15 protein-coding genes and 7 pseudogenes are annotated in these 19486 nt (G+C 68.9%); 9 read left to right on the forward strand and 13 right to left on the reverse strand.

Annotated features, from left to right (window positions below):
• Window positions 1-11 precede the first annotated feature (11 nt).
• Window positions 12-2075 (reverse strand): SpoIIE family protein phosphatase, encoded by a 2064-nt coding sequence (locus GTY58_RS04125; RefSeq protein ID WP_159029031.1) that lies wholly within the window; start codon window positions 2073-2075, stop codon window positions 12-14.
• Between the two features lie 340 nt (window positions 2076-2415).
• On the opposite strand from GTY58_RS04125, the pseudogene GTY58_RS40375 reads away from it, so the two are divergent.
• A pseudogene (locus tag GTY58_RS40375) lies at window positions 2416-2991 on the forward strand (DNA polymerase III subunit alpha); the annotation flags it as partial.
• Window positions 2992-2995: 4 nt separating this feature from the next.
• Window positions 2996-3088, forward strand: a pseudogene (locus tag GTY58_RS40380) (site-specific integrase); the annotation flags it as partial.
• 84 nt (window positions 3089-3172) lie between these two features.
• Here GTY58_RS40380 and GTY58_RS04130 read toward each other — a convergent pair.
• Window positions 3173-3556, reverse strand: a complete 384-nt coding sequence (locus GTY58_RS04130; RefSeq protein ID WP_010982207.1) for a VOC family protein — start codon at window positions 3554-3556, stop codon at window positions 3173-3175.
• Between the two features lie 285 nt (window positions 3557-3841).
• On the opposite strand from GTY58_RS04130, the gene GTY58_RS04135 reads away from it, so the two are divergent.
• Window positions 3842-4177, forward strand: coding sequence for a hypothetical protein (locus GTY58_RS04135; RefSeq protein ID WP_137951495.1), 336 nt, complete (start codon window positions 3842-3844; stop codon window positions 4175-4177).
• A 32-nt stretch (window positions 4178-4209) separates the two neighbouring features.
• Here GTY58_RS04135 and GTY58_RS04140 read toward each other — a convergent pair whose 3' ends face one another.
• The gene (locus GTY58_RS04140) at window positions 4210-5055 is read right to left on the reverse strand and encodes an oxidoreductase (RefSeq protein WP_010982208.1); all 846 of its coding nucleotides are present in this window, start codon (window positions 5053-5055) and stop codon (window positions 4210-4212) included.
• A gap of 106 nt (window positions 5056-5161) precedes the next feature.
• On the opposite strand from GTY58_RS04140, the gene GTY58_RS04145 reads away from it, so the two are divergent.
• Window positions 5162-6076, forward strand: coding sequence for a LysR family transcriptional regulator (locus tag GTY58_RS04145; protein WP_010982209.1), 915 nt, complete (start codon window positions 5162-5164; stop codon window positions 6074-6076).
• Between the two features lie 163 nt (window positions 6077-6239).
• Here GTY58_RS04145 and GTY58_RS04150 read toward each other — a convergent pair.
• The 3 genes and pseudogenes from GTY58_RS04150 to GTY58_RS04160 form a co-directional block, all read right to left on the reverse strand.
• Window positions 6240-6596, reverse strand: a pseudogene (locus tag GTY58_RS04150) (GntR family transcriptional regulator); the annotation flags it as partial.
• Between the two features lie 101 nt (window positions 6597-6697).
• A pseudogene (locus GTY58_RS40385) lies at window positions 6698-7258 on the reverse strand (threonine aldolase); the annotation flags it as partial.
• A 187-nt stretch (window positions 7259-7445) separates the two neighbouring features.
• Complete coding sequence (locus GTY58_RS04160; protein ID WP_037650615.1) at window positions 7446-9056, reverse strand: FAD-dependent oxidoreductase; 1611 nt, start codon at window positions 9054-9056, stop codon at window positions 7446-7448.
• Between the two features lie 56 nt (window positions 9057-9112).
• Between GTY58_RS04160 and GTY58_RS04165 the strand changes: the two genes are divergently transcribed.
• Window positions 9113-9835 (forward strand): TetR/AcrR family transcriptional regulator, encoded by a 723-nt coding sequence (locus tag GTY58_RS04165; protein WP_037650618.1) that lies wholly within the window; start codon window positions 9113-9115, stop codon window positions 9833-9835.
• Between the two features lie 59 nt (window positions 9836-9894).
• Here GTY58_RS04165 and GTY58_RS40390 read toward each other — a convergent pair.
• Together GTY58_RS40390 and GTY58_RS04170 are read right to left on the reverse strand one after the other, a co-directional pair.
• A pseudogene (locus GTY58_RS40390) lies at window positions 9895-10235 on the reverse strand (sensor histidine kinase); the annotation flags it as partial.
• Window positions 10236-10253: 18 nt separating this feature from the next.
• Window positions 10254-10745, reverse strand: coding sequence for an FBP domain-containing protein (locus GTY58_RS04170; RefSeq protein ID WP_010982215.1), 492 nt, complete (start codon window positions 10743-10745; stop codon window positions 10254-10256).
• A 300-nt stretch (window positions 10746-11045) separates the two neighbouring features.
• On the opposite strand from GTY58_RS04170, the pseudogene GTY58_RS04175 reads away from it, so the two are divergent.
• A pseudogene (locus GTY58_RS04175) lies at window positions 11046-12223 on the forward strand (GDSL-type esterase/lipase family protein).
• 243 nt (window positions 12224-12466) lie between these two features.
• A complete protein-coding gene (locus GTY58_RS04180) occupies window positions 12467-12640 on the forward strand; it encodes a hypothetical protein (RefSeq protein ID WP_010982217.1) in 174 nt (57 codons plus the stop codon).
• Between the two features lie 179 nt (window positions 12641-12819).
• Here the strand turns inward: GTY58_RS04180 and GTY58_RS04185 are convergent, their stop codons facing one another.
• Window positions 12820-13743, reverse strand: coding sequence for an LLM class F420-dependent oxidoreductase (locus GTY58_RS04185; RefSeq protein ID WP_010982218.1), 924 nt, complete (start codon window positions 13741-13743; stop codon window positions 12820-12822).
• 397 nt (window positions 13744-14140) lie between these two features.
• Between GTY58_RS04185 and GTY58_RS04190 the strand changes: the two genes are divergently transcribed.
• Window positions 14141-14563 carry a hypothetical protein gene (locus GTY58_RS04190; RefSeq protein ID WP_010982219.1) on the forward strand — a complete coding sequence of 141 codons (423 nt, stop codon included), beginning with the start codon at window positions 14141-14143 and terminating at the stop codon, window positions 14561-14563.
• Window positions 14564-14792: 229 nt separating this feature from the next.
• Here the strand turns inward: GTY58_RS04190 and GTY58_RS04195 are convergent, their stop codons facing one another.
• Window positions 14793-15248, reverse strand: coding sequence for a hypothetical protein (locus tag GTY58_RS04195; protein WP_037650621.1), 456 nt, complete (start codon window positions 15246-15248; stop codon window positions 14793-14795).
• Window positions 15249-15561: 313 nt separating this feature from the next.
• On the opposite strand from GTY58_RS04195, the gene GTY58_RS04200 reads away from it, so the two are divergent.
• Window positions 15562-15801: a hypothetical protein gene (locus tag GTY58_RS04200; protein ID WP_107083221.1), complete on the forward strand. Its 240-nt coding sequence runs from the start codon at window positions 15562-15564 to the stop codon at window positions 15799-15801.
• A gap of 468 nt (window positions 15802-16269) precedes the next feature.
• Here GTY58_RS04200 and GTY58_RS40395 read toward each other — a convergent pair.
• From GTY58_RS40395 to GTY58_RS04215, 3 genes and pseudogenes are all read right to left on the reverse strand, one after another.
• Window positions 16270-17331 (reverse strand): annotated as a pseudogene (locus tag GTY58_RS40395) (DUF6777 domain-containing protein); the annotation flags it as partial.
• Window positions 17332-17896: 565 nt separating this feature from the next.
• Window positions 17897-18322 carry a VOC family protein gene (locus GTY58_RS04210; protein WP_037650627.1) on the reverse strand — a complete coding sequence of 142 codons (426 nt, stop codon included), beginning with the start codon at window positions 18320-18322 and terminating at the stop codon, window positions 17897-17899.
• A gap of 95 nt (window positions 18323-18417) precedes the next feature.
• The gene (locus GTY58_RS04215) at window positions 18418-19428 is read right to left on the reverse strand and encodes a serine/threonine-protein kinase (RefSeq protein WP_078936700.1); all 1011 of its coding nucleotides are present in this window, start codon (window positions 19426-19428) and stop codon (window positions 18418-18420) included.
• Window positions 19429-19486: the final 58 nt, after the last annotated feature.

Genomic DNA, 19486 nt, shown 5'->3' on the forward strand with positions numbered 1-19486 from the left:
GCCTGAGCACGCTAATTGGCCAAATGAGCATCACGGTTGGCCACAGTCACAGGCTGGATGCGGGTGAGCCGGGTGACGAACAGAGTCGCGTCGTCCGCCGAGTTGGTGGGGCGTGCGGCCATGAGAGCGTCGCACACCTCGTCCAAGGAAGCCTCGGTGTTGTGTACGGCCCGACGCAGCATGGCGATCCCCTGTTCGAGGTCCAGGAACGTGCTGCGGTCTTCGATCATGCCGTCGGTGTAGAGGACGAGCAGGCTCCCGGCCGGGACGACGTGGTGGGCGTCCTCGTACACGTGGTCAAGCCCCATACCCACGGGCGGCCCGGGGTCGGCCGCCAATATGTCCGCCGACCCGTCCGGGCGGACCAGCAGCGGCGGCGGGTGGCCGGCCAGTGCGAGCCGCAGGTCTCCGGTGACGCCGTCGTAGACGGCGCAGGCGCACGTGGCGGGGAGGTCGTTGTCGGCTCCATCGTCCAGACCGTCGAGGCGGGTGAGGAGCTGGCCGGGTTCCAGGCCCACGGCCAGCAGTGCGCGTGCCGATGAGCGGTAGCGCCCCATGGCTGCTGCCGCGCCCAGCCCGTGTCCCATCACGTCACCGATGGTCAACCCGATCCTCCCGCCGGGGAGTTGCACGGTGTCGTACCAGTCGCCGCCGGCCAGGGTGCCGTTCTGGGCAGGCAGATAACGGTGTGCAGATTCAGCCCAGGGGATGTCAGGCAGGCGTGCGGGCAGCAGCTGGCGCTGGAGGGTCAACGTGGCCAGCCGTTCCCGCCGATAGAGCAGGGCATTGTCGATGGCCATCGCGGTGCGAGCGGCGATGTCGCGCATGGTGAGCACATCATCAGGATCGAAGCCGCCCGGTCTTGTGAAGGCGATCGCTCCCAGGACCTGTCCGGCGGCCAGGAGCGGTACGGCGATTCCGTGGTGCGGCTGTTCCTGGGCCTCGTCCACGCGAAAGGGCACAACGGCGACCGAGCTGATGCACTCACCGACGGGGGCAGATGCCGCGCAGGGCGGCGGCAGATCCCGTTCCGGCTCGCGATGGCCGCTGCCTGCGGAGGTGCTCAGAGGGTGGACCCGCAGGCCGTCGGACGCGTCTGGGCCGGCAGAGCCCGCTCTCTCGGTGGCAGTGCGCGTCGGCAAGTCCGGGTCGCGATGCACTGCCCCTGCGAGGAGATCGACGTTGACCGTCCGGGCGAATGCAGGGACGCAGACTGCCGACAGCTTCGCAGCGACGCTGGCCACGTCCAGGCCCTGACTGAGGGCGGCGCTGATCCGGCTGAGCAGTTCCAGGCGGCGCTGGCTTCGCGCGGTGTCCAGCAGTTCCGCTCTCGCGTCACCCAGGTCGTGCACCACGCCGGCCTGACCCACGATGTGGCCGTCGGCGTCCCGAAGCGGGAAGAGGGTTCCTACGGCCGCGTACGGAGTGCCGTCGGCTCTGATCGCGGCGACGTGCAGACTGTCGATCGTTTCACCGCCGTCAGCGACACGCCGCAGCATGTCCTCGTACGCCTGCGGATCGGGGAGATCCAGGACATCCAGAATGCAGCGACCCAGGTGTGCAGCGACGGGCAGGCCGTTGAGACGGGCGAGGGCGTCGTTGACGAAGCGGTATCGCAGGTCTTTGTCGAGGACGGCCAGACCGATCGGCGACGATTGCAGAAGAAGGTCGACTGCCGCGGGATCACCCTGATGGATCCGCTGGCCGCCAAGGCTCGCTACGGCGACCAGACCCGTACCGGCAACGAGCCGGACCGGCACGGCCCGCCAGCGGACGCTACGGCAAGTACCGTCGAAACAGCGCAGCCAGTCCGTGCGGACACCATCGCCAGCCCGCACCAACTGAGCGACGAGTTCACTGCCGTGGCTGGTGGCTCGGTCCGCGAGTACGGACACATCGCGACCGATGATCTCCGACGGCGGATGGCCGGTCAGCGTCTGTGCCTCGGAACTCCACAGACCGATACGGCCCGCAGGATCGACGAGCGCGATGGCCAGGCCATCGTCGGCTGCCGCCGCGGGCAGGCCGCCCGGCTGCACCTCATACGGCCGTGGTGGCTCATGCGGGACAGACACCGAGACCACCTACCGTGTGTCATCGTTGCGGCACAACATGATCTCCTTGCGGGCGAACGGCATCTTCCGAACCCTGCTCTCGCCCAGCACAAGCTATGGGGCCGTCTCCAATTCTTCCGGGAGTGGCTGGGTGTGTCACTCGGAGGAGTGATTCGGCCAGGGCGGGGGTCACCGACAACCACGACCAGCCCTGTCCAAGCAGCGACCGGGGCCCTCCACGAGCGCGGGTTCAAACTCTCGCCGAGCACCGGAACTCCTGAGCACCGGAGTGGCCGGCTACTGCGCCCGCTACGGCGCTTCCCTCCCCGGCGCCCTCGTACAGCGCGCCGCTGAGCGCGGGATGACGACACTCGCGCCGACCGGCCGGGACACCGTCGCAGGTACGGTCCGCTTCCTCTTCCTCACGGCCGCCGCGGCAGCCGGCAGCCGGCCCGTCCTCGGAGTCGACGTCGCCCGTCGCCCCTCTCGGCCCGCCGGGCCCGTCTGCCGGACGGCCGCGTACGCCCGTACACGGCGGCGTGCACGTGACGGAGCCGCCCCTGCGGACCACTTTGCTCGCACAGAACTTGCTCGCACAGAACGCGGCCGGGTGGACCTGGCTGTGCCTCTGGTGTCCGCCGCGCACGCCGAGGCCGACGGCGCCCTGCCGGTGTCCTGACCTGTCCTGCGCGCGTACGCCGACCAGAACCTGGTGATGCTGCTCGGTCCCACCGCCGAACCGGTCCGGGCCCTGTCCGCCGGCCGCCCCGACGTCGCCGAGCGGCTGCTCGCGCCGGGGCGGGGGCTGGCCGGGGAGCGGCTGCGCCTGGAAGCCGTGTATCCGGGTCGGCAGGGCACCGGCGCGGGCTCGCTACGGCTGGTCGCGCGCACCGTGGGCCTGGCAGACCAGCCCGGGGTGCGCGCGGTGCTGACGAACTGGGCCATTGGAGTACGACGCGGCCCGCATGATGTTCAAGCGCGCCGACGAGCTCCTGGGCGCCAACCGGACCCTCCACGACCTGCGTCACACTGCGCCGCGAGCTCGGGCGCTGACACCGACGAGCGAAGCCCCGGCCTCACTCGAACGGCCGAGCGGCTTGGCGCCAGGACGCACGTGGTCAGAGGGGCTGGAGCCGGGTGCGCAGGAGGCAGAATTCGTTGCCTTCTGGGTCGGCCAGGACGTGCCAGCTCTCGGCGCCGGTCTGGCCGACGTCGGCGGGCCTGGCGCCGAGAGCGAGCAGCCGCTCCAGCTCGGCGTCCTGGTCGCGGTCGGTGGCGTTGACGTCGATGTGCAGTGGGAGCTTCCCGGGCCGCGGGTCGCTGCTGGCGCTGAGGACGAGGGTGGGCTGCGGGCCGCCGAAGCCGGCGTCGGGCGGCCCGATCTGGATGCTTCCGTCGTCCTCCCGGCCGAGTTCGACGTAGCCGAGGACCTTGCTCCAGAATGCGGCGAGCCGCTCGGGGTCGGCGACGTCGATGACCAGCTCACTGATGCGGCATGCCATGCCCGTCAGTGTACGTAGACAAACCGCGATCAGCCCCTGCATTTACGCCAGCACCGAGTTCCGCGGGGTACTCCCGCAGAAACGGTGCAGTAACCGGTCCCGCACAGCGGTCAGTTCACCCGCCCTCAACCTGACATCAGCAAGGTCCCCGCCCATAACCACACCAACGACCGAACTGCCCAACCGTCATGGCAAATACGGTTGCAGTACTGGGCGCCGGACCATGATCAAGCCGGCGAGGAGCCATCCCCCCAGGTGTCGGCGTCTCGCGTCGCCCACCATCTGATGGAGCACCACGTCCGGCTGCTCATCGAACTCGGCGCCTCGGACGCCGCGCACTTGCGCGGCATGGTCCCCGGACAGAAGGTTCTGGGCACCGAGGTGCGGGCCTCCACCCAGACCTCGCCGATCGAGGACACGGTGCCCGGCGGTGAGGAGGACAGGCTGGACGATGTCGATGGCGCGCGCATCGTGTCCCGCCGTGGATTGCTGCCGCGATCCACGGCGTACGGAGCCTGTTGCCCGAACGTGCGATGCGCTGGTCCCGCCATTGCGTCAGAAGCGTGTGAGCGGGCGGGGGTACGGTCTTCGACCTCAATCGTTGCGCTGTTCGCCGCATGATGCGTCGAGACCGGATCCCCCCTGCCCGGCTGTCACTCCGTGTCGAAGTCCGTCCCCCGGGAGACCTTCTCCCACTCGGTGAGCTCGGCCCGCACGGAGTCCAGGTGGCCGGTCAGGAAGTCGACCGCGTCGCCGCCGAGGGCAAGGCGGAGCGGGGTCTTCTCGGCGTCCAGAGCCAGCCGGATCGCCGCCGCGGCCTTCGCCGGGTCGCCGGGCTGACTGCCGTCGCTGCCCTGCACCAGCTGCCGGGTCGGGCCGACTTTCTCCGCGTACGCCGGGTTCTCCTCGGAGAAGTACGCCGCACCCTTGCCGAACAGGTTGGTACGGAACGCGCCGGGCTCCACGATCAGCACCTTGATGCCGAAGGGCGCCACCTCATCGGCCAAGCCCTCCGACAGTTGCTCCAGCGCCGCCTTGGTCGCGCTGTACGCGGAGAACCCGGCGAAGGACAGCTGGCCGCCGAAGCTGCTGATGTTCACGACCGATCCGCTGCCCCGCTCCCTCATCTGCGGCAGCAGCGCCCGGGTCAGCCGCGCGGGGCCAAACACATGCAGCTCGAACAGGTCGCGCAGCTCCCGCTCGGTGGTCTCCTCAAACGCCCCTACCTGGGTGCGGCCGGCGTTGTTCACCAGCACGTCCACCCTGCCGTAACGGGCCAGGACGTCGGCGGCCACCACATCGATCCGCTCGCCGTCGGTGACGTCCAGGCTGATCGCCTCCGCACGGTCCGGGTACGCGGCGACCAGGTCGTCCAGCGCCTCGGTCCGCCGAGCCGTGCCGATCACCGTGTCACCGGCGGCGACCGCGGCCTCCGCGATGGCCCGCCCGAAACCGCTGCTCGCGCCGGTGACCAGCCAGACCTTGGCGCTCTCGCTCATCGTCATCTCCCTCGTCAACTGCCGTTCGGGGCCTCCCCGTCGACAGGTCCCATCCTTCGGCAGGCACCAGGGCGGCGTCCAAGACCCTTTGTGATAGCCATGAGTTATGAACATCCATGGGCGCGATCTGCGCTACTTCACCTCGGTCGCCGAGGAACTGAGCTTCACCCGCGCCGCCGAGCGCCTGTTCATCTCACAACCCGCGCTGAGCAAGCAGATACGGATGCTGGAGAAGCAACTCGGCGCGGTCCTGTTCGAACGGGACCGGCGGACAGTGCGGTTGACCGCGGTGGGGAAAGCCCTGTTACCGCACGCCCGCGAGGTACTGGCCGCCTGGCAGGCCGCGGAGGCGGCGGTAGAGGAGGTGAAGACCGCCGAGCGATGCACTCTGGTGATCGGCATGTCCACCAGTCCGGGCCGCGGGCTGCTGCCCGCCCTGCGGACCCGCCTGGTCTCCCGGCATCCGGACGCGCAGCCCGTCCTGCGCCAGGTCAACTGGGCGGATCCCAGTGCCGGGTTGGCGGACGGATCCAGCGACGTCGCCTTCGTCTGGCTGCCGCTGCCGGACGATGACCGATACCAGTATGCGGTGGTGGCCCGCGAACCTCGGCTGGTCGCGCTGCCGGACGGACACCCCTTGGCGGCGCGGGCCGCGTCCGACCCCGAAGGGAAGGTGGACTTCACCGACCTGCTGGAGGAGCCCTTCCTCGCCCTCCCTCCGGAGGCCGGCCCGCTGCGGGACTACTGGCTGGCCCTGGACGCCCGGGACGGTCGTCAGCCGCGGATCGGCGGGGTGGTGGCCAGCGCCGAGGAGACCCACGAGGCGGTCGCCAGCGGCCAGGGGGTGGCGCTGCTGGCCACCGGTAACGCCTCGCTGGTTGTCCGGGACGAGGTGATCGCCGTGCCGGTCCGGGGCATTTCCCCATCCCAACTGGCGGTGGCCGCCGGCCGGGACGACACACGGCCACTGGTCCTCGCCTACCTGGCCGCTGCGCGGGAGGTTGGGGCCACAACCTGTTGATTCGGCGCCTGATGCGTCGTGGATCTCGCCGGCCCTGCTCTCATCGGCAGCCACCACGGCATGCCCAGGCGCCACCTGGATCTGGGGCAGGCCCACACCGCCAACCCGCCGATTACGGCGGCGATATATGTACACCGTTCGAGGAACCCAGCGCCAGCAATGGGATTGCCTCAGGAGCGGGCACCCGTGCCTGACTGTGCGAATCCCAGGCACCGGCCCTGCCGCGCTCCTTCATGGCAGCGCGGGAAGGGGAGCCACCCCGGCGTTCGCGGTGCCGCGAACGGACCATCCGCAGACGCTCGCGCGGCATACAGACGTAGGTGCCCGAGCCGGCACGTCCTTCGAGGAGGCCCTCGATGATCAAGCCGTCCATGGCCCTCTGCATGACGTTGCGCCCGACCCCGTACTTCTCGGCGAGCTTTGCCCGAGACGGCAGGCGCTCCCCTATCCCCCACTCTCCCGCGAGAATCCGTGCACGCAGCACGTCGGCCAATGCAAGGTACGGCGCCTCTCGGGGCATAGGTGACTCTCCGGTTGCTCTGCTACGCGGCAGCTGTTGATTCCAGGCGGCGTTGGCAAACTACTGCACCAGGTGAAAGCTACTGGAGTAGAAATGCGCTCAGTCCACTCCAGCCCTTCGGCTGCCACCGCTACCTCCGTGACCGACAGTCCCGGCGGTCGCTTCGGCGCCGGGAACCACCGGTGGAACAGAGTCACCCGTGTCTCCTCGGCAAGCCGTACCGCAACATCCGCCAGCACATCCGCGTCGTACGACAGCCACACCTGGAACCGGTGGGTGTGCGGGACCTCCGGGTTCACCCGGAACCAGGGCACCCCTGCCGCCCCGAGCGCCTTCCCGACCACCTCCGCGTGCGCCACGTACTCCGGCAGCCGGGGCAGCTCCCGCTCCAGACCGAGGAGCGCGCGCTCAACACCACCGGGTACTGCTGGACTCAAGAGGACGCCCCAAGTGCGGGGGCGCTCCCACAGCCGCGTCCCGTCGAAGTGGACGCCCGCATCCCGCTCCCGCGCGGCCTCGACCACGGCGGTCAGCTCCTTCCACGTCGGCAGGACGAACCCGGGCTCGCGGGGCGGCAGTTCGAGCATCAGCGTGCCGAAGGGCTCCTCGAAGTGGCGGACCTCGTCGGCGTCGAGTAGCCGCGGTTCTGACGTCGGGTGCACCGGTGGCGCGGGAGAAGCGCAGGATGGTGTTGAGACTCATACCGAGCCGCCGGCTGCCGAGTGGCGGACCTCTTGGGCTTCGCAGCGCAAGCACAACGTCACCTGGTGCTGACCGACCGCTTCGCCGTCACTTGAACGACCGACGTCATCCGGCAGTACATCGGCTGAGGTCGACACGGGCAGGAGTTCAGCCCACCGGCTCATGCTCGGGTGAGGACGACGGCGCGCCGGTCCATCGGTGCAGGGTGGCTTCGAGGCCGGTGACGGCAGCGTTGCCGGTGGTGTCGGAGGCCCAGGCGACCACCCCGTCCGGGCGTACCAACACCCCGGTCGGCGTCGCGTGGTCGTCGGTCACGCTGCTCACCCGCCCGTCCCAGGCCGCGGCGAGGCGGGCGAACGCGCCTTCCGGAGTGCGGTCGAGCAGCAGGAACCCGCCGTCGTGACCGTGGTCGGCCAGACGGGAGCCGTCCCTCAGCCACAGGTCGGGGACGAACCGCCCGACCAGCGGATGGTCGCCGAGCAGGTCGATGCGCTGGTCGACTCCGGAGATCTTCTTGACCGCGTAGGTCGTGCCCGCCCGAGTGCTCAGCAAATCGCCGACGACCTCCCGGAGCGCGGCCGACTTGGCGTCCCCGCGCAGCACCCCGATCTGGGCCCGCGTCCAGTCCAGCACCCAGGCGCCAAGGGGACGACGTTCGGCGTCGTAGGTGTCGAGCAGCCCTTCGGGTGCCCACCCGGCGACCACGGCGCCGAGCTTCCAGCCGAGGTTCATCGCGTCGCCGACCCCGAGATTGAGCCCCTGACCGCCGAACGGCGGGTGCACGTGCGCGGCGTCGCCGGCCAGCAGCACCCGCCCCGACCGGTAGGTCGCGGCCTGGCGGGCGTTGTCGGTCCAGCGGGTCGCGGCACCGCGCAGCGCGGTCAGCGTGACGTCGGTGCCCGAGACCCGGCGCAAACTGGTCTGCAACTCCTCGAGGGTGACCGGCGCCACGGGGGTCCCCCCGCGCGAGCGAAGCCGAGCGTGGGGGAGGTCTGCGGGAGGGCCGTCGAACTCCACGGTGACCACCCGCCCGGGCTGCGGCCCGTAGCGGTACGCCCCCCGGGTCGACCACGCCCATCCGTTGGCGAGCTTCTCCGGGTCGGCGATGTCGACGACCGCCAGATGTCCGGTGAGTTCGGGGTCGGTGCCGGGGAAGTCGATGCCCGCGAGGCGGCGCACGGCGCTGTGCCCGCCGTCGCACCCGACCAGCCACCCGGTGCGCACGGCGCCGGCGGCAGTGCCGACGAGCACGCCGTCGCCGGTGTCTTCGAGCGTGGTGACCTCCACTCCGCGACGCACCGGTACGCCGAGTCGCGCGACATGGTCGGCGAGCAGCTCTTCCAGCTCACGCTGCGGCACCAACCTCGCTCCGTCGGCCGCGGTGTGCGCGGCGAGGTCGGGATCGGACCAGTCCACGAGGTCGGCGTCGAGGACCATCCCCGCGAAGTGCCCGGTGAACCGCGAGTCGGGCGCTCGCCGGCCCTCACCGGGTGTCCGGTCGTCGACCATGCGGGTGAACGATCCCACCCGCTCGAGCATCTCTCGCTGCACCTTTTCGGCGGCAGGCAGCAGGCCGCGGCGGTCGAGTGCCTCGGCCGTCGGCATGTTGATCGACTGCGCCTTCATCGCCTCGTCCGGCTCGGCCCGTCGCTCGAGTACCTGCACCGTCGCCCCGGTGAGCGCCAACTCCGCGGCGAGCACGAGGCCCACCGGCCCGGCGCCGACCACGGTCACGTCCACATCCTGGTTCACATTCATGTTCACGAACAGTGTTCTATTTACGAACGGTGTTCGTGTCAAGTTATAGTGGTCGGGTGAACCCGAGAGAGCGACGCGCGGCGCGCCACCAGCTGCCGAACCCCGAGGCCGAAGCAGCCCCCAGGCCGCGGCGGCGCAAGGCCCCGATCACCGTGGAACAGGTCATCGACACCGCGCTGGGCGTCATCGCCACAGAGGGATACGAGGCACTGACCATGCGCCGACTGGCAGGCGCGCTCGACACCGGACCCGCCTCGCTCTACGCCCACGTGGTCAACAAGGCCGACCTCGACGAGTTGCTCATCGGGCGACTGTGCGCCGAACTCGTACTACCCGAACCCGACCCCGCAGCCTGGCGGGAGCAGATCCGCGGCGTGTGCACCCAGGTACGCGACCAGTACCTGAAATACCCCGGAATCTCCCGCGCCGCGCTCGCCATGGCCCCCACCGACCTCGAGACCCTGCGCGTCAGCGAAGGAATGCTGGCGATCCTGCTCGCCGGCGGCGTCGCCCCGCAGGCCGCCGCCTGGGCCATCGACGCCCTCTTGCTGTACGTGGCCGCCTACTGCCTGGAGATCTCCATCGCGAAGCAGCGCAGGGTCCACGACGAGGCGGACTGGGTCGTCGACACCGACGAGCTCCAGCGCCGACTGGCCGCGCTGCCTGCCGAGACCTTCCCTCACACCACCCGCTACGCGGCCGAGCTCACCGCCGGCGAGAGCCACGACCGGTTCGACTTCACCCTCGCCCTGATGATCGACGGCCTCGCACGCCGCTAGCCCGACATCGCCTTCCCACCTCGGTGGGCAGATGAGCAGGACATCGGTCGGGCCCCACGGTCAGACGGCCCCCGATGCGCCCGGTCCCTGAGGCTCGGCATCAGCATCCGTTTGGAACGGACGAACACGCCCCAGCCGATGATCGACACGTTGAACAGCTCGGTGAACGCGACGACTCCGGAGTAAGGCAGGTCGGGTAGGAGCGCAGCCAGTAGAGCAGCGGGACCAGCGCGAGGTCGACGCCTCCGATCCAGGCCACGTAGCGAAAAGGCCGGTGCACAGCGAGCGTGAACACGGCGGCCATCGCCGCCCCGCCCGAGGTGTTGGACAGCAGACCGACCGGGACCATCGCGACGGCGAGGCCGACCGGTCGCCGGCGCCACAGCCAGACCGCCGCACAGTTGTGTGGCTGATTGCTTCACGCGGTGACCTTGGCAATGAGCGCGGCGAGGTTCGCGACGGTCCGCTGGATCTTCTCATCCAAGGTGAGCGACTCGGGAAGCCGCGCACCGACGCCCGCATCCTTCTTGCCCCGCACATACAGCGAGCAGGCGAGGTCGCTGCATATGTAGGCGCCCACGGAGTTGCCCTGCTGCCCGGCCTTGCCCGCCTTCGCGGCGACCATCAGCGAGACGCCGCCGGTGTGGGTGGTCATGCACATCGAGCACATGCTGCGCCGCGTCTGCCAAGAAGTGGCACTGGGGCAGCGCAACGCGAGCGCCACCGGGCGTCCGTCCCGCTCGGTGGCGAGGTAGGCCCGGTCGGGGGCCTGGGGGTCCCGCCAGCCGAGGAAGTCCAAGTCGTCCCAGGGCCGTTCGGCCAGGTCGCGGGGGACGGACAGGCGCTTCGCCTCACCCTTGGTGCAGTTCACGAACGCGGTACGGATCTCTGGCTCGGTCAGTGGCTTCATAAGCAGCAGGCTAATTTGCCTAAATCTATTAGGCAAATGCATGATGGTTATCGCTAGATCGGAGGGAGGTTATGGTTCGAGCAGGGCTGCCCCTGGAGCGCCCGACCCGGCCGGGGACCGAACTGGCCGACGAGGTCTTGGATTCCCTCGACGCTCTGCTGCGGTCGGTAACCGGACCACGCCCTGACCCGCCGGGAGCCGCGCCGCCGGAGACGGTCCGCCACGCCCGCACGCCCGCGCAGGTACTCACGCACTCACGCACCTGAACAATCCGGAAATCTTGATCAACAGGCTGGGACAATGAACACTCAACACGACTGGATCACCACACCTGTCACCGCGGACATCCTGCGCGGATTCCTCGACGTGGAACCGACCGCGCAGGGCCTGCTGCCGCATCGGCTGCCCGCTAGGGCTCGCCGGCAGTCCCTGACAACCAACTGGCCGTGGCCGAGGCCCAGCCCTCCGGCGTGCGGTTGGCCTTCCGCACCCGGGCCACCACCATCGAACTGGACACGCTGCCGACCAAGCGGGTCTACCGAGGTTTCCCGGCCCCGGCGGACGGCGTGTACGACCTGCTGGTGGACGGCCGACTCGCTGCCCAGGCCACGGTGGCCGACGGTAACGTCCGCACGATTGTCGACATGGTCACCCAGTCCACCGAACTGCGTGAAGGGCCCGCCGGTACCGCCCGGTTCACCGATCTGCCGGCGGGTGGCAAGGACATCGAGATCTGGCTTCCGCATACGGAGATCACCGAGCTGATCGCCCTGCGCACCGATGACCCGGTCGAGCCGGCGCCGGACAGCGGGCGCAGGGTGTGGCTGCACCACGGCAGTTCCATCAGCCACGGCTCGAACGCCGCCCACCCGACCGCCATCTGGCCGGCCCTGGCCGCAGCCCAGGGCGGAGTGGAGCTGGTCAACCTGGGGTTCGGCGGCAGCGCGCTGCTCGACCCGTTCACCGCCCGGGCGATGCGGGACACCCCCGCGGACCTGATCAGCCTCAAAATCGGCATCAATCTCGTCAACACCGACGCGATGCGCCTGCGCGCCCTCACCCCCGCAGTCCACGGTTTCCTCGACACCATCCGCGAGGGGCATCCGACCACGCCGCTGCTGGTCGTGTCCCCCATCCTGTGCCCGGTCCAGGAGGACACCCCCGGCCCCCTCGCACCCGACTTCGACGGCGGGACCCTGCGGTTCAAGGCCACGGGCGATCCTGCCGAACGCGCCGCCGGGCGCCTGACGCTCAACGTCATCCGCGACGAACTCGCCCGGATCGTCGAACAGCGGACGGCTGACGACCCGAACCTGCACTACCTCGACGGCCGTGACCTTTACGGCGAGAAGGACTACGCCGAATTCCCGCTGCCCGACGAGGTCCATCCTGATCCCTCGGGACACCGCCGCATCGGCGAGAATTTCGCGCGGCTCGCGTTCGGCGACGGCGGCCCCTTCGCCGCCGAGGCCGACTGATCACATCGCGGTCACGCAGACGGCGTTCGCTACCTGGCCGTAGGGACAGCCTCGGCCTGAACCTCTACCAGGTCGCCCGCGAACCGTTGTTACTCCTCGCGTTCTGGACCAGCGCCTGCCCTGCCTGTTACCGCAACGCCTGTTACCGCAACACGCCAGACCTCCGAGCAGGAGAGGACGGAGAGCAAGCTTGGACATCAACCTCAGCGCCGTGATCCTCGGGCCGCCGAGCTGGAGTCCGAGATGCGTTCTGGCACCGGCTGCTGGGCGGCTCGATCGCGAAGACCGGACATCGCCCGCCTCTCGGCGTTCGTACGGCATCACATCACCATGCACGGCCGGTACTCCCTCCAGCTCCCCGACCTGCCCGGCGGCCTGCGGCCCCTGCGCGACCAGGACGCCCCCGACGACGAATGACGTGGCGCCCTGGCCCCGCACCGCCGGGCGGGAGCAACCTGGGACACATGGCCAGGACCACGGCAGGGCCTGAGCAGTCACCGAATCGGCACGCTGCTTGTCAGCACTGCAAAGAGTGGCAGAGATGATGGCACCGGCCATCCGCCATCCGCCATCCGCCATCCGCCATCCGCCGGCACTCAACCCGCCAGCTCTCCAAGGAGTGCCCAGGTACGGCGCCGGTCGGAGTCTCCGGCGATTTCCGTGCCCGAGAACACCACCTCCGTCGCCCCGGCGTCCCGGTAGCGCCGCACCTCGGCGGCAACCCTCCTCTCGTCACCGATCACGGACACATCGGCAGCCCGTTGACCGCCGGAGAGTTCGATGACCCGTGCATAGGACGGGATCTGCTCGTAGAACGCGAGCTGTTCGACGGCCTTTTCGCGTACGGAGTCGGCATCGTCAGTGACCACACCGTGCACCATCGCGACGATCCTGGGCGCGGGGCGGCCTGCGGCCTCTGCCGCTGCGGTGACGGCCGGGACGATGTGTTCGTCCAGGGCACGCGGGCCGGCCAGATAGGGCAGGATCCCGTCCGCCAGCTCACCACTGGCACGCAGCGCCTGCGGGCCCATCGCGGCGACGAGCAGCGGCACGCCGCCCTCGGCGCCCGGCACACGCGCGGAGATCGGCGTAGCCGCGGTGAGCAGCTCGCCGTGGAAGTCGGCGGCGCCGGTCTCGGTCAACTGCCGTAGTGCGGTGAGGAATTCACGCAGGCGCGCGATGGGCCGTTCGAAGGGAATGCCGAAACCCGCCTCAGTCAGAAGCTTGGTGCCGAGCGCCAGTCCGAGATGGTAGCGGCCGTGCGTGGCCGCCTGGGCGGTCTGGGCCTGGCTGGAGACGAGCAGCGGGTGGCGGCCGAACACAGGGATCGCGGACGTACCCACGTGCAGACCGGGCACTTCCCGCCCCACGACCGCCGCGAGCTGAGGTGAGTCGGCGCCGAAGGTCTGCCCGAACCAGGCGGACCGCAGCCCCGCCGCTGCGGCCTCGTGAGCAAGCCGCACTGTGGCGTCGATCTGGTTGTCGGCGTCGGTCGCGTTGAGCGCTACTCCTATAGCCATGTCAGCGCAAACCAGCGGCGGCCAGCCGCGCATTCCGGTTCTTGTGTGACGGCTCCTTGTCAGTTGTGTGTACGCGGCCGGTCAGTTGTACGTACGCGGCCGCCATGCGCGTCCGGCCCACCGACCCGCTGATCTTGGTGACAGGAAGCCTGCCCTCGTGGCAACTGCCGTGCTTCACCACAAGAAGCCACAACGGCACCCGGCCCACCGCCCCTGAGCAGGGTGCTTGATACTCAACAGGCCCGACTCACCGCGCCGCGGCGCCGCCAGGGGCGAAGCCAAGCCTCGTGCGGCCCCCGCGCGAGATCCAAGGACGACTACGGTGGCCGGCCCGCACAGCACAACCCGCACCCCCGGCCACCAGCACCCTCCCGACCACCCGACCTAAGGAACGCACATGACCCAGATGCCCGGCACGGCCAGATGCGCTCGCGCCATCCTCGTCGTCGTGGGCACAGTGAACGCCGCCACCGTCGCATGGCTGACGGCAGCCGCCGCCACGCTCGAGACCGGCGCCCTGGGCGAGCTGGTCCTGGGCATCCTGCTCCTCGCCGCAATCGTGTCTGCGGCACTCGCCATCGCCTCGTTCACCATCGCGGCGAAATTCACCCACGGCAGCAGCAAGACCCGCACCGGCGCGGCCGCCGTCGGCTGGATCACCATCCTCGCCGGCACCATCGCCCTTCTGACCGACCACCCCATGGGGGCCGCCGGCGCCGCAGCGGGCACACTCCTCACAGCCCTCTCCACCAGAACCGGCACCAGAGACTGGTTCGACCGCCCACGCCTCCCCCGACCACCCCGCAACGCAAACCACTGAACCGCCGGTTATCCCGGCATGTCGGTCCCGGTCGTGACCGATCCGCGGACCATGACCGCCGGTCGTGAACCTCGTCGACCCTCACGGTGACACGTTCGGTGCCGGCCACGTCCAGGACGCCGGGTACAGGCACCCGTGACATCCAGGCCAGCGACGGTGGTCGTCGCTAGCTGAGGCGGGACCGGCGGGGCGAAGCCGATCGCTTCGTCGTACTTCTGGCGGGTCGTCATCACGCAGTGGTGGAGCTGGCCGAGCAGACGGTTGAGCAGGTGGCGGACGACCACCCGGCTTTGCAGACGAGGGTGTCAGCAGACGACGGTGAGCGAGAACGGCCGGTCGCTGTCCACGGCGGCGCTGCCGCCGGCGGACGGCGTCGCGGTGCGGATGTAGAGCGTGTTGGGCCCCCCTTGCCGACCAGGATGGACGAGCTGCCCGGGCCGGGGTCGGTGCCGTTGTTGGTATTGATCGTGCCCAGAAGGGCGCAGTCGGCGAGGTTGCCGTAGATGTCCAGGGCGTAGCGGCCGGTGCCGAGCTTCCGGATCGCCGAGATGCCCGACCCGCCCAGGAGCACACCGTCCGCGCGGACCTTGGCCCAGGCGGTCGGGGCCGCCGCGGCGTGAGACACCTCCCGCGTCTCGGCGGACGCGGACGACACCGCGACCGCGGCCCCGATCGTGAGGGCCATCACCGCGGCCCCGAGGACCAGCTTCCTTGATCCGTTCGTGGTTCTCTCCCTGCCGAAGAATGAATCGGAGCAGGTGGCCCTCCCCGGGTAAGGGCTCACCGGGGAGGACTCTCCTCCCTCCCCGACCGGCAGCAGAAGGCCTCGCGGCGAGAGTCACCCCAAATGATCGAGCTGCCCTATGCGCACATTCACTCGAAAGAGCATTGTCGTCTCCCATCTGTCAGCGAAAGGCATGATGAGGCGAGACGAAGCCCCCACCAGCCGGAACCGACCGCCCAGCCTAGGACCCCGCCGGGCCGGGCTCCTACTGCTGTTGCTGATCCTGCTGCTGGTCTTGTTGCTGCTGGTCCTGCTGTTGCTGATCCTGCTGTTGCTGATCCTGCTGTTGCTGATCCTGCTGCTGGTCCTGCTGCTGGTCCTGCTGCTGGTCCTGCTGCTGCCCTGTTCCGGCAGGCGCGGACCCGTCATTCTGCGGCGCCACACTCTCAGGCGCAGAAGTCTCGGGCTCGACCTGCGAGGAAGGCTCCGCGGGAGTCGGCGCCTGGGGCATTGAGGACTCGCCGGCCGAGGGCGGTGGCGCCGGCTCCGACGACCCCTCCGAAGCCGACTCGGGAGAAGACGGCTCGCCCGAGTCCGGTGGAGGGGTGCCCTCCGACGGCGTCGACTCCCTGCCCGACTCAGACGACCCCGACTCCGACTCCTTATCCGACTCCTTATCCGGCTTCGACTCCTTATCCGGCTTCGACGAGGACGGCTTACCCGGTTCCGACGGCTTCGACGACTTCGACTCCTTGTCCGGCTTCGACGACTTGTCCGGCTTCGACGACTCCGACTCCGGGGACTTCGACTCCTTGTCCGACTTCGACGACTCCGACTCCGACTTCCCGCCCGACTCCGACGGGTTCGACGACTTCGACTCCTTGTCCGGCTTCGACGACTTGTCCGGCTTCGACGACTCCGACTCCGGCGGCTTCGACTCCTTGCCCGGCTCGGACGACTGCGACTCCCTGCCCGACTCCGGCGGCCGCTGCACCGGCGGCGCCGTCTTCTTGTCGTGCGTGCCCCGCTCGTCGCCCTGCTCCCGGGTGAACCAGTCCCCCTTCTCAGGGCCCGCCACCACAAACTTCTTCACCGCATGGGGCGCAGGCGCGACAACGACAGCACCCGAGGGCCGGTATCCGGGCCACGCATGACCCACCCGCTTGGGCGTGCCCTTCTGCTCGGCCGGCGGCGTCAGCGGGTTCCCGCACGCACAGCGCACCCGCGGCACACCACGGTCATCGACCAGGACCGCAGTGCCCGCCTGCAGCACAGCTTGATAGCTGGTGGCAGAGCCATTGCGGTAACCATGATTGGTCACCCGGGTATCCACTCTGAGATGCACCGGAGTCAGGGCCCGCAGATAGTCGGGAACATCAGAAGGCCCTATGTTCAACGCCGCGGCAAACGCCCTGTTCTTCGACGGCTCCGCCTTCAGCGCAGTGATCTGCTTCCCCACATCACAACTGGCGACATTACGTGTCCCGCCGTACAGACCCGGAGCATCACCATCCACACTCCGCGACACATCACTCTCCGCCGAACCAGGCAGCACAGGCATCACCGGCGGCGAAGCATCCTCCCGCACCGTCGACTCCGTAAACGGATCCACCCCCCTGCTCCCCGCAGACTGCAGGAAGACCTCACCCCGCTGTTGATCCGGGGTACCACCGGATCGTGTGAACACAACAACCAGCGCCACCACAGCCACCACCGCAGTGACGATCACCGCCACCCGCGGCACCGACTCCCACCACCTGTCCCGCCCCTCCCCACCACCACCCGCACCGCCCGACGGCCCACCACCCCCGCCACCACCCGACGCCCCACCACCACCCGGAGGCAGAGGCCCGTACTCCGGCTGAGAAGGAGACGCCAACGGACCCGACGGAGGACCCGACGGCCTCCCAGAAACACCCGACGCACCCGAGGAATGACCAGACCCACCATCAGACGGACCCGAAGAACCACCAGACGACGACGGACCCGAAGAACGGCCAGACGCGCCCGAAGAACGATCAGACGACGACGGTTCCACACTCACGAGCTCTACATCCCGCATCAGGACCTGCAGCGCACAGGCCAACCACACACAGCCACCGGGAAACCCGCCACCACACCCGCCGACCAACCGACAACCCCACCCACACGGGAAACCCGACCGACAGGCAAACCAGCAGCACAAGCCGAGACACAGCCACCCACCACCAGCCCCACACCATCACACTCACACCACCAACCCCCCCCCACACCACCATTGTGCGCAACCACCCCGCACACCCCGCAAGCCAGAAAACAACCCGCCTCAAAGAGCGAGCGGTGAAACCCCGCCACAACCAGCCCGGGACCTCCGACGAAATGGCTTACTCCTGAGATGGCAAGTGCGTAGCCAGGGCAGCTGATAGGGCACCGTCGTGCGGACAGGGGACCCCGGAGGGTAGGGCACCGATCACGCCGGGTCTCCGAAGGGAAAGATGCCGAACACATCCGGCCGGGAAACGACGCTCATGCCTGCTGCCGCCCCGGACCTGGCAGCCCGACGATCAATCCGATGAACCCGCTCAATGAGCCGCTCGGGCCAGGCTCGCTCTACTCAAAGCACCGGCTCGTCAAAGGACCGGCTCGCCGATGCCGAGCATGTTCCCCTCACTGTCACAAAACCAGGCACCGCGTTCACCCCGCGCGCCCTTGCTCGGATAGTTCCCTTCGATCTCCGCGACTTGGCCCCTCGTTCGAAACCCGGGCACGTCGACCTCCTCGAATACCACACCGCGCCGTCTGAGTTCCGTCATGACTGCCTCGATGTCGTCGACTTCCCACGCCATCTGAGTGAAGGTGCCGGGCGAGGAGCCCGTCGACTGGAACACCACGAAGTCCGCGCCTGAGCACCGATACAGCAGCCCACCAGGCCGTTCGTCGACCGGCTCCAGACCAAGCTGCTCACGGTAGAAGCGCCGCGCCCGCTCCAAGTCCTGGGCCGGCAGCCTGGTCGCTACGCGTGCCCCGGCCAGAAGGCTCCTGTCATCTGCGTTCATGGCCCCACTGTGCCGGGAGCAGCAGCCGCGCAGGCAATGGCAACAGCCACATGCCGCCATCCGGGCATGGCGGCCTCACCCGACCGGACGGGACCTCACCGGCGCGGACGGCCAAAGACCGGCCGGGCCCACAAAGGCGGCTCCGGGGGCGGCCCGGAGTGCTGCCCGGCAGCAAGAACCTCGGCATCCACCTGGGTCTGTGGATGCGATCCCTGAACGGCACCGCTCGCAGCGACACGCAAAGCCGCCACAAACTCCAGACACGAGCCGTAACGGTCCTCGGGAACCTTCGCCAGCGCCTTCGCCAGAACGGCGTCCATCGCCGGCGGAGTCCCCGGCCGCTTCTCGCTCAGAGCAGGCGGGGAGTCGTACTGATGCGCCCACAGCAACGCTATATCTTCATCCCGCTGGAAAGGCGGCCCACCCGCAAGGGTTTCGTAGACGACGCAGGCAAGACTGTACAGATCGCATCTGCCGTCCACCGGACGTCCCGAAATCTGCTCCGGCGCCACATAATCAAGCGTGCCGACAAATTCACCCACCGTCGTGAACCCGGTCAGCGACAGCGACTTCTTCGTCAAGCCGAAATCCGTGAGATAAACATGCTCAGGATGATCACTGTCCGTTCCCTGAGCAACCAGAATATTGCCGGGCTTGACATCCCGGTGCACCAAATCATGTTCATGAGCCGCATCAAGAGCCGACGCCACCTGAGCAGCGATACGCAACGCAGTCACCACCGGCAACGGACCATCCCGGTCAAGCAGAGCACGCAGATCCAGCCCCGATACATATCGCATCGCGATATACAGAACACCATCCATCTCACCGGCCTCAAAAATCGGCACGATATGAGGATGATCAATCGCAGCAGCCACCCGTGACTCATGCGTGAAACGCCGCCGGAAAATGTCATTACGCGCCATCTCCGGAGCCAGCAGCTTCAACGCGACCATACGATCCAGACGCAAGTCCCGGGCACAATACACAACGGCCATGCCTCCACGGCCGATCTCACGCTCCACCCGGTAACTGGCAATCTGCGTCCCCACCAGACCTGCAGCCCGGCCCGCATACACACCCAGCCCATCCGACGCCGTACCCATCACACGTCACCGTCACCCAACCCCGCCGCGGCCACCCGGGCCCTCGCCCCACCACCGG

This window comes from Streptomyces sp. SID5469, assembly GCF_009862865.1.
GTDB classification, from domain to species: domain Bacteria; phylum Actinomycetota; class Actinomycetes; order Streptomycetales; family Streptomycetaceae; genus Streptomyces; species Streptomyces avermitilis.

Coding starts and splice junctions, on each gene's coding strand:
- GTY58_RS04130 (WP_010982207.1), bottom strand. CDS start 3,556: ATGGCATGCCGCATCAGTGAGCTGGTCATCGACGTCGCCGACCCCGAG.
- GTY58_RS04135 (WP_137951495.1), top strand. CDS start 3,842: ATGGAGCACCACGTCCGGCTGCTCATCGAACTCGGCGCCTCGGACGCC.
- GTY58_RS04140 (WP_010982208.1), bottom strand. CDS start 5,055: ATGAGCGAGAGCGCCAAGGTCTGGCTGGTCACCGGCGCGAGCAGCGGT.
- GTY58_RS04145 (WP_010982209.1), top strand. CDS start 5,162: ATGAACATCCATGGGCGCGATCTGCGCTACTTCACCTCGGTCGCCGAG.
- GTY58_RS04160 (WP_037650615.1), bottom strand. CDS start 9,056: ATGAATGTGAACCAGGATGTGGACGTGACCGTGGTCGGCGCCGGGCCG.
- GTY58_RS04170 (WP_010982215.1), bottom strand. CDS start 10,745: ATGAAGCCACTGACCGAGCCAGAGATCCGTACCGCGTTCGTGAACTGC.
- GTY58_RS04180 (WP_010982217.1), top strand. CDS start 12,467: ATGCGTTCTGGCACCGGCTGCTGGGCGGCTCGATCGCGAAGACCGGAC.
- GTY58_RS04185 (WP_010982218.1), bottom strand. CDS start 13,743: ATGGCTATAGGAGTAGCGCTCAACGCGACCGACGCCGACAACCAGATC.
- GTY58_RS04190 (WP_010982219.1), top strand. CDS start 14,141: ATGACCCAGATGCCCGGCACGGCCAGATGCGCTCGCGCCATCCTCGTC.
- GTY58_RS04195 (WP_037650621.1), bottom strand. CDS start 15,248: ATGGCCCTCACGATCGGGGCCGCGGTCGCGGTGTCGTCCGCGTCCGCC.
- GTY58_RS04210 (WP_037650627.1), bottom strand. CDS start 18,322: ATGAACGCAGATGACAGGAGCCTTCTGGCCGGGGCACGCGTAGCGACC.
- GTY58_RS04215 (WP_078936700.1), bottom strand. CDS start 19,428: ATGGGTACGGCGTCGGATGGGCTGGGTGTGTATGCGGGCCGGGCTGCA.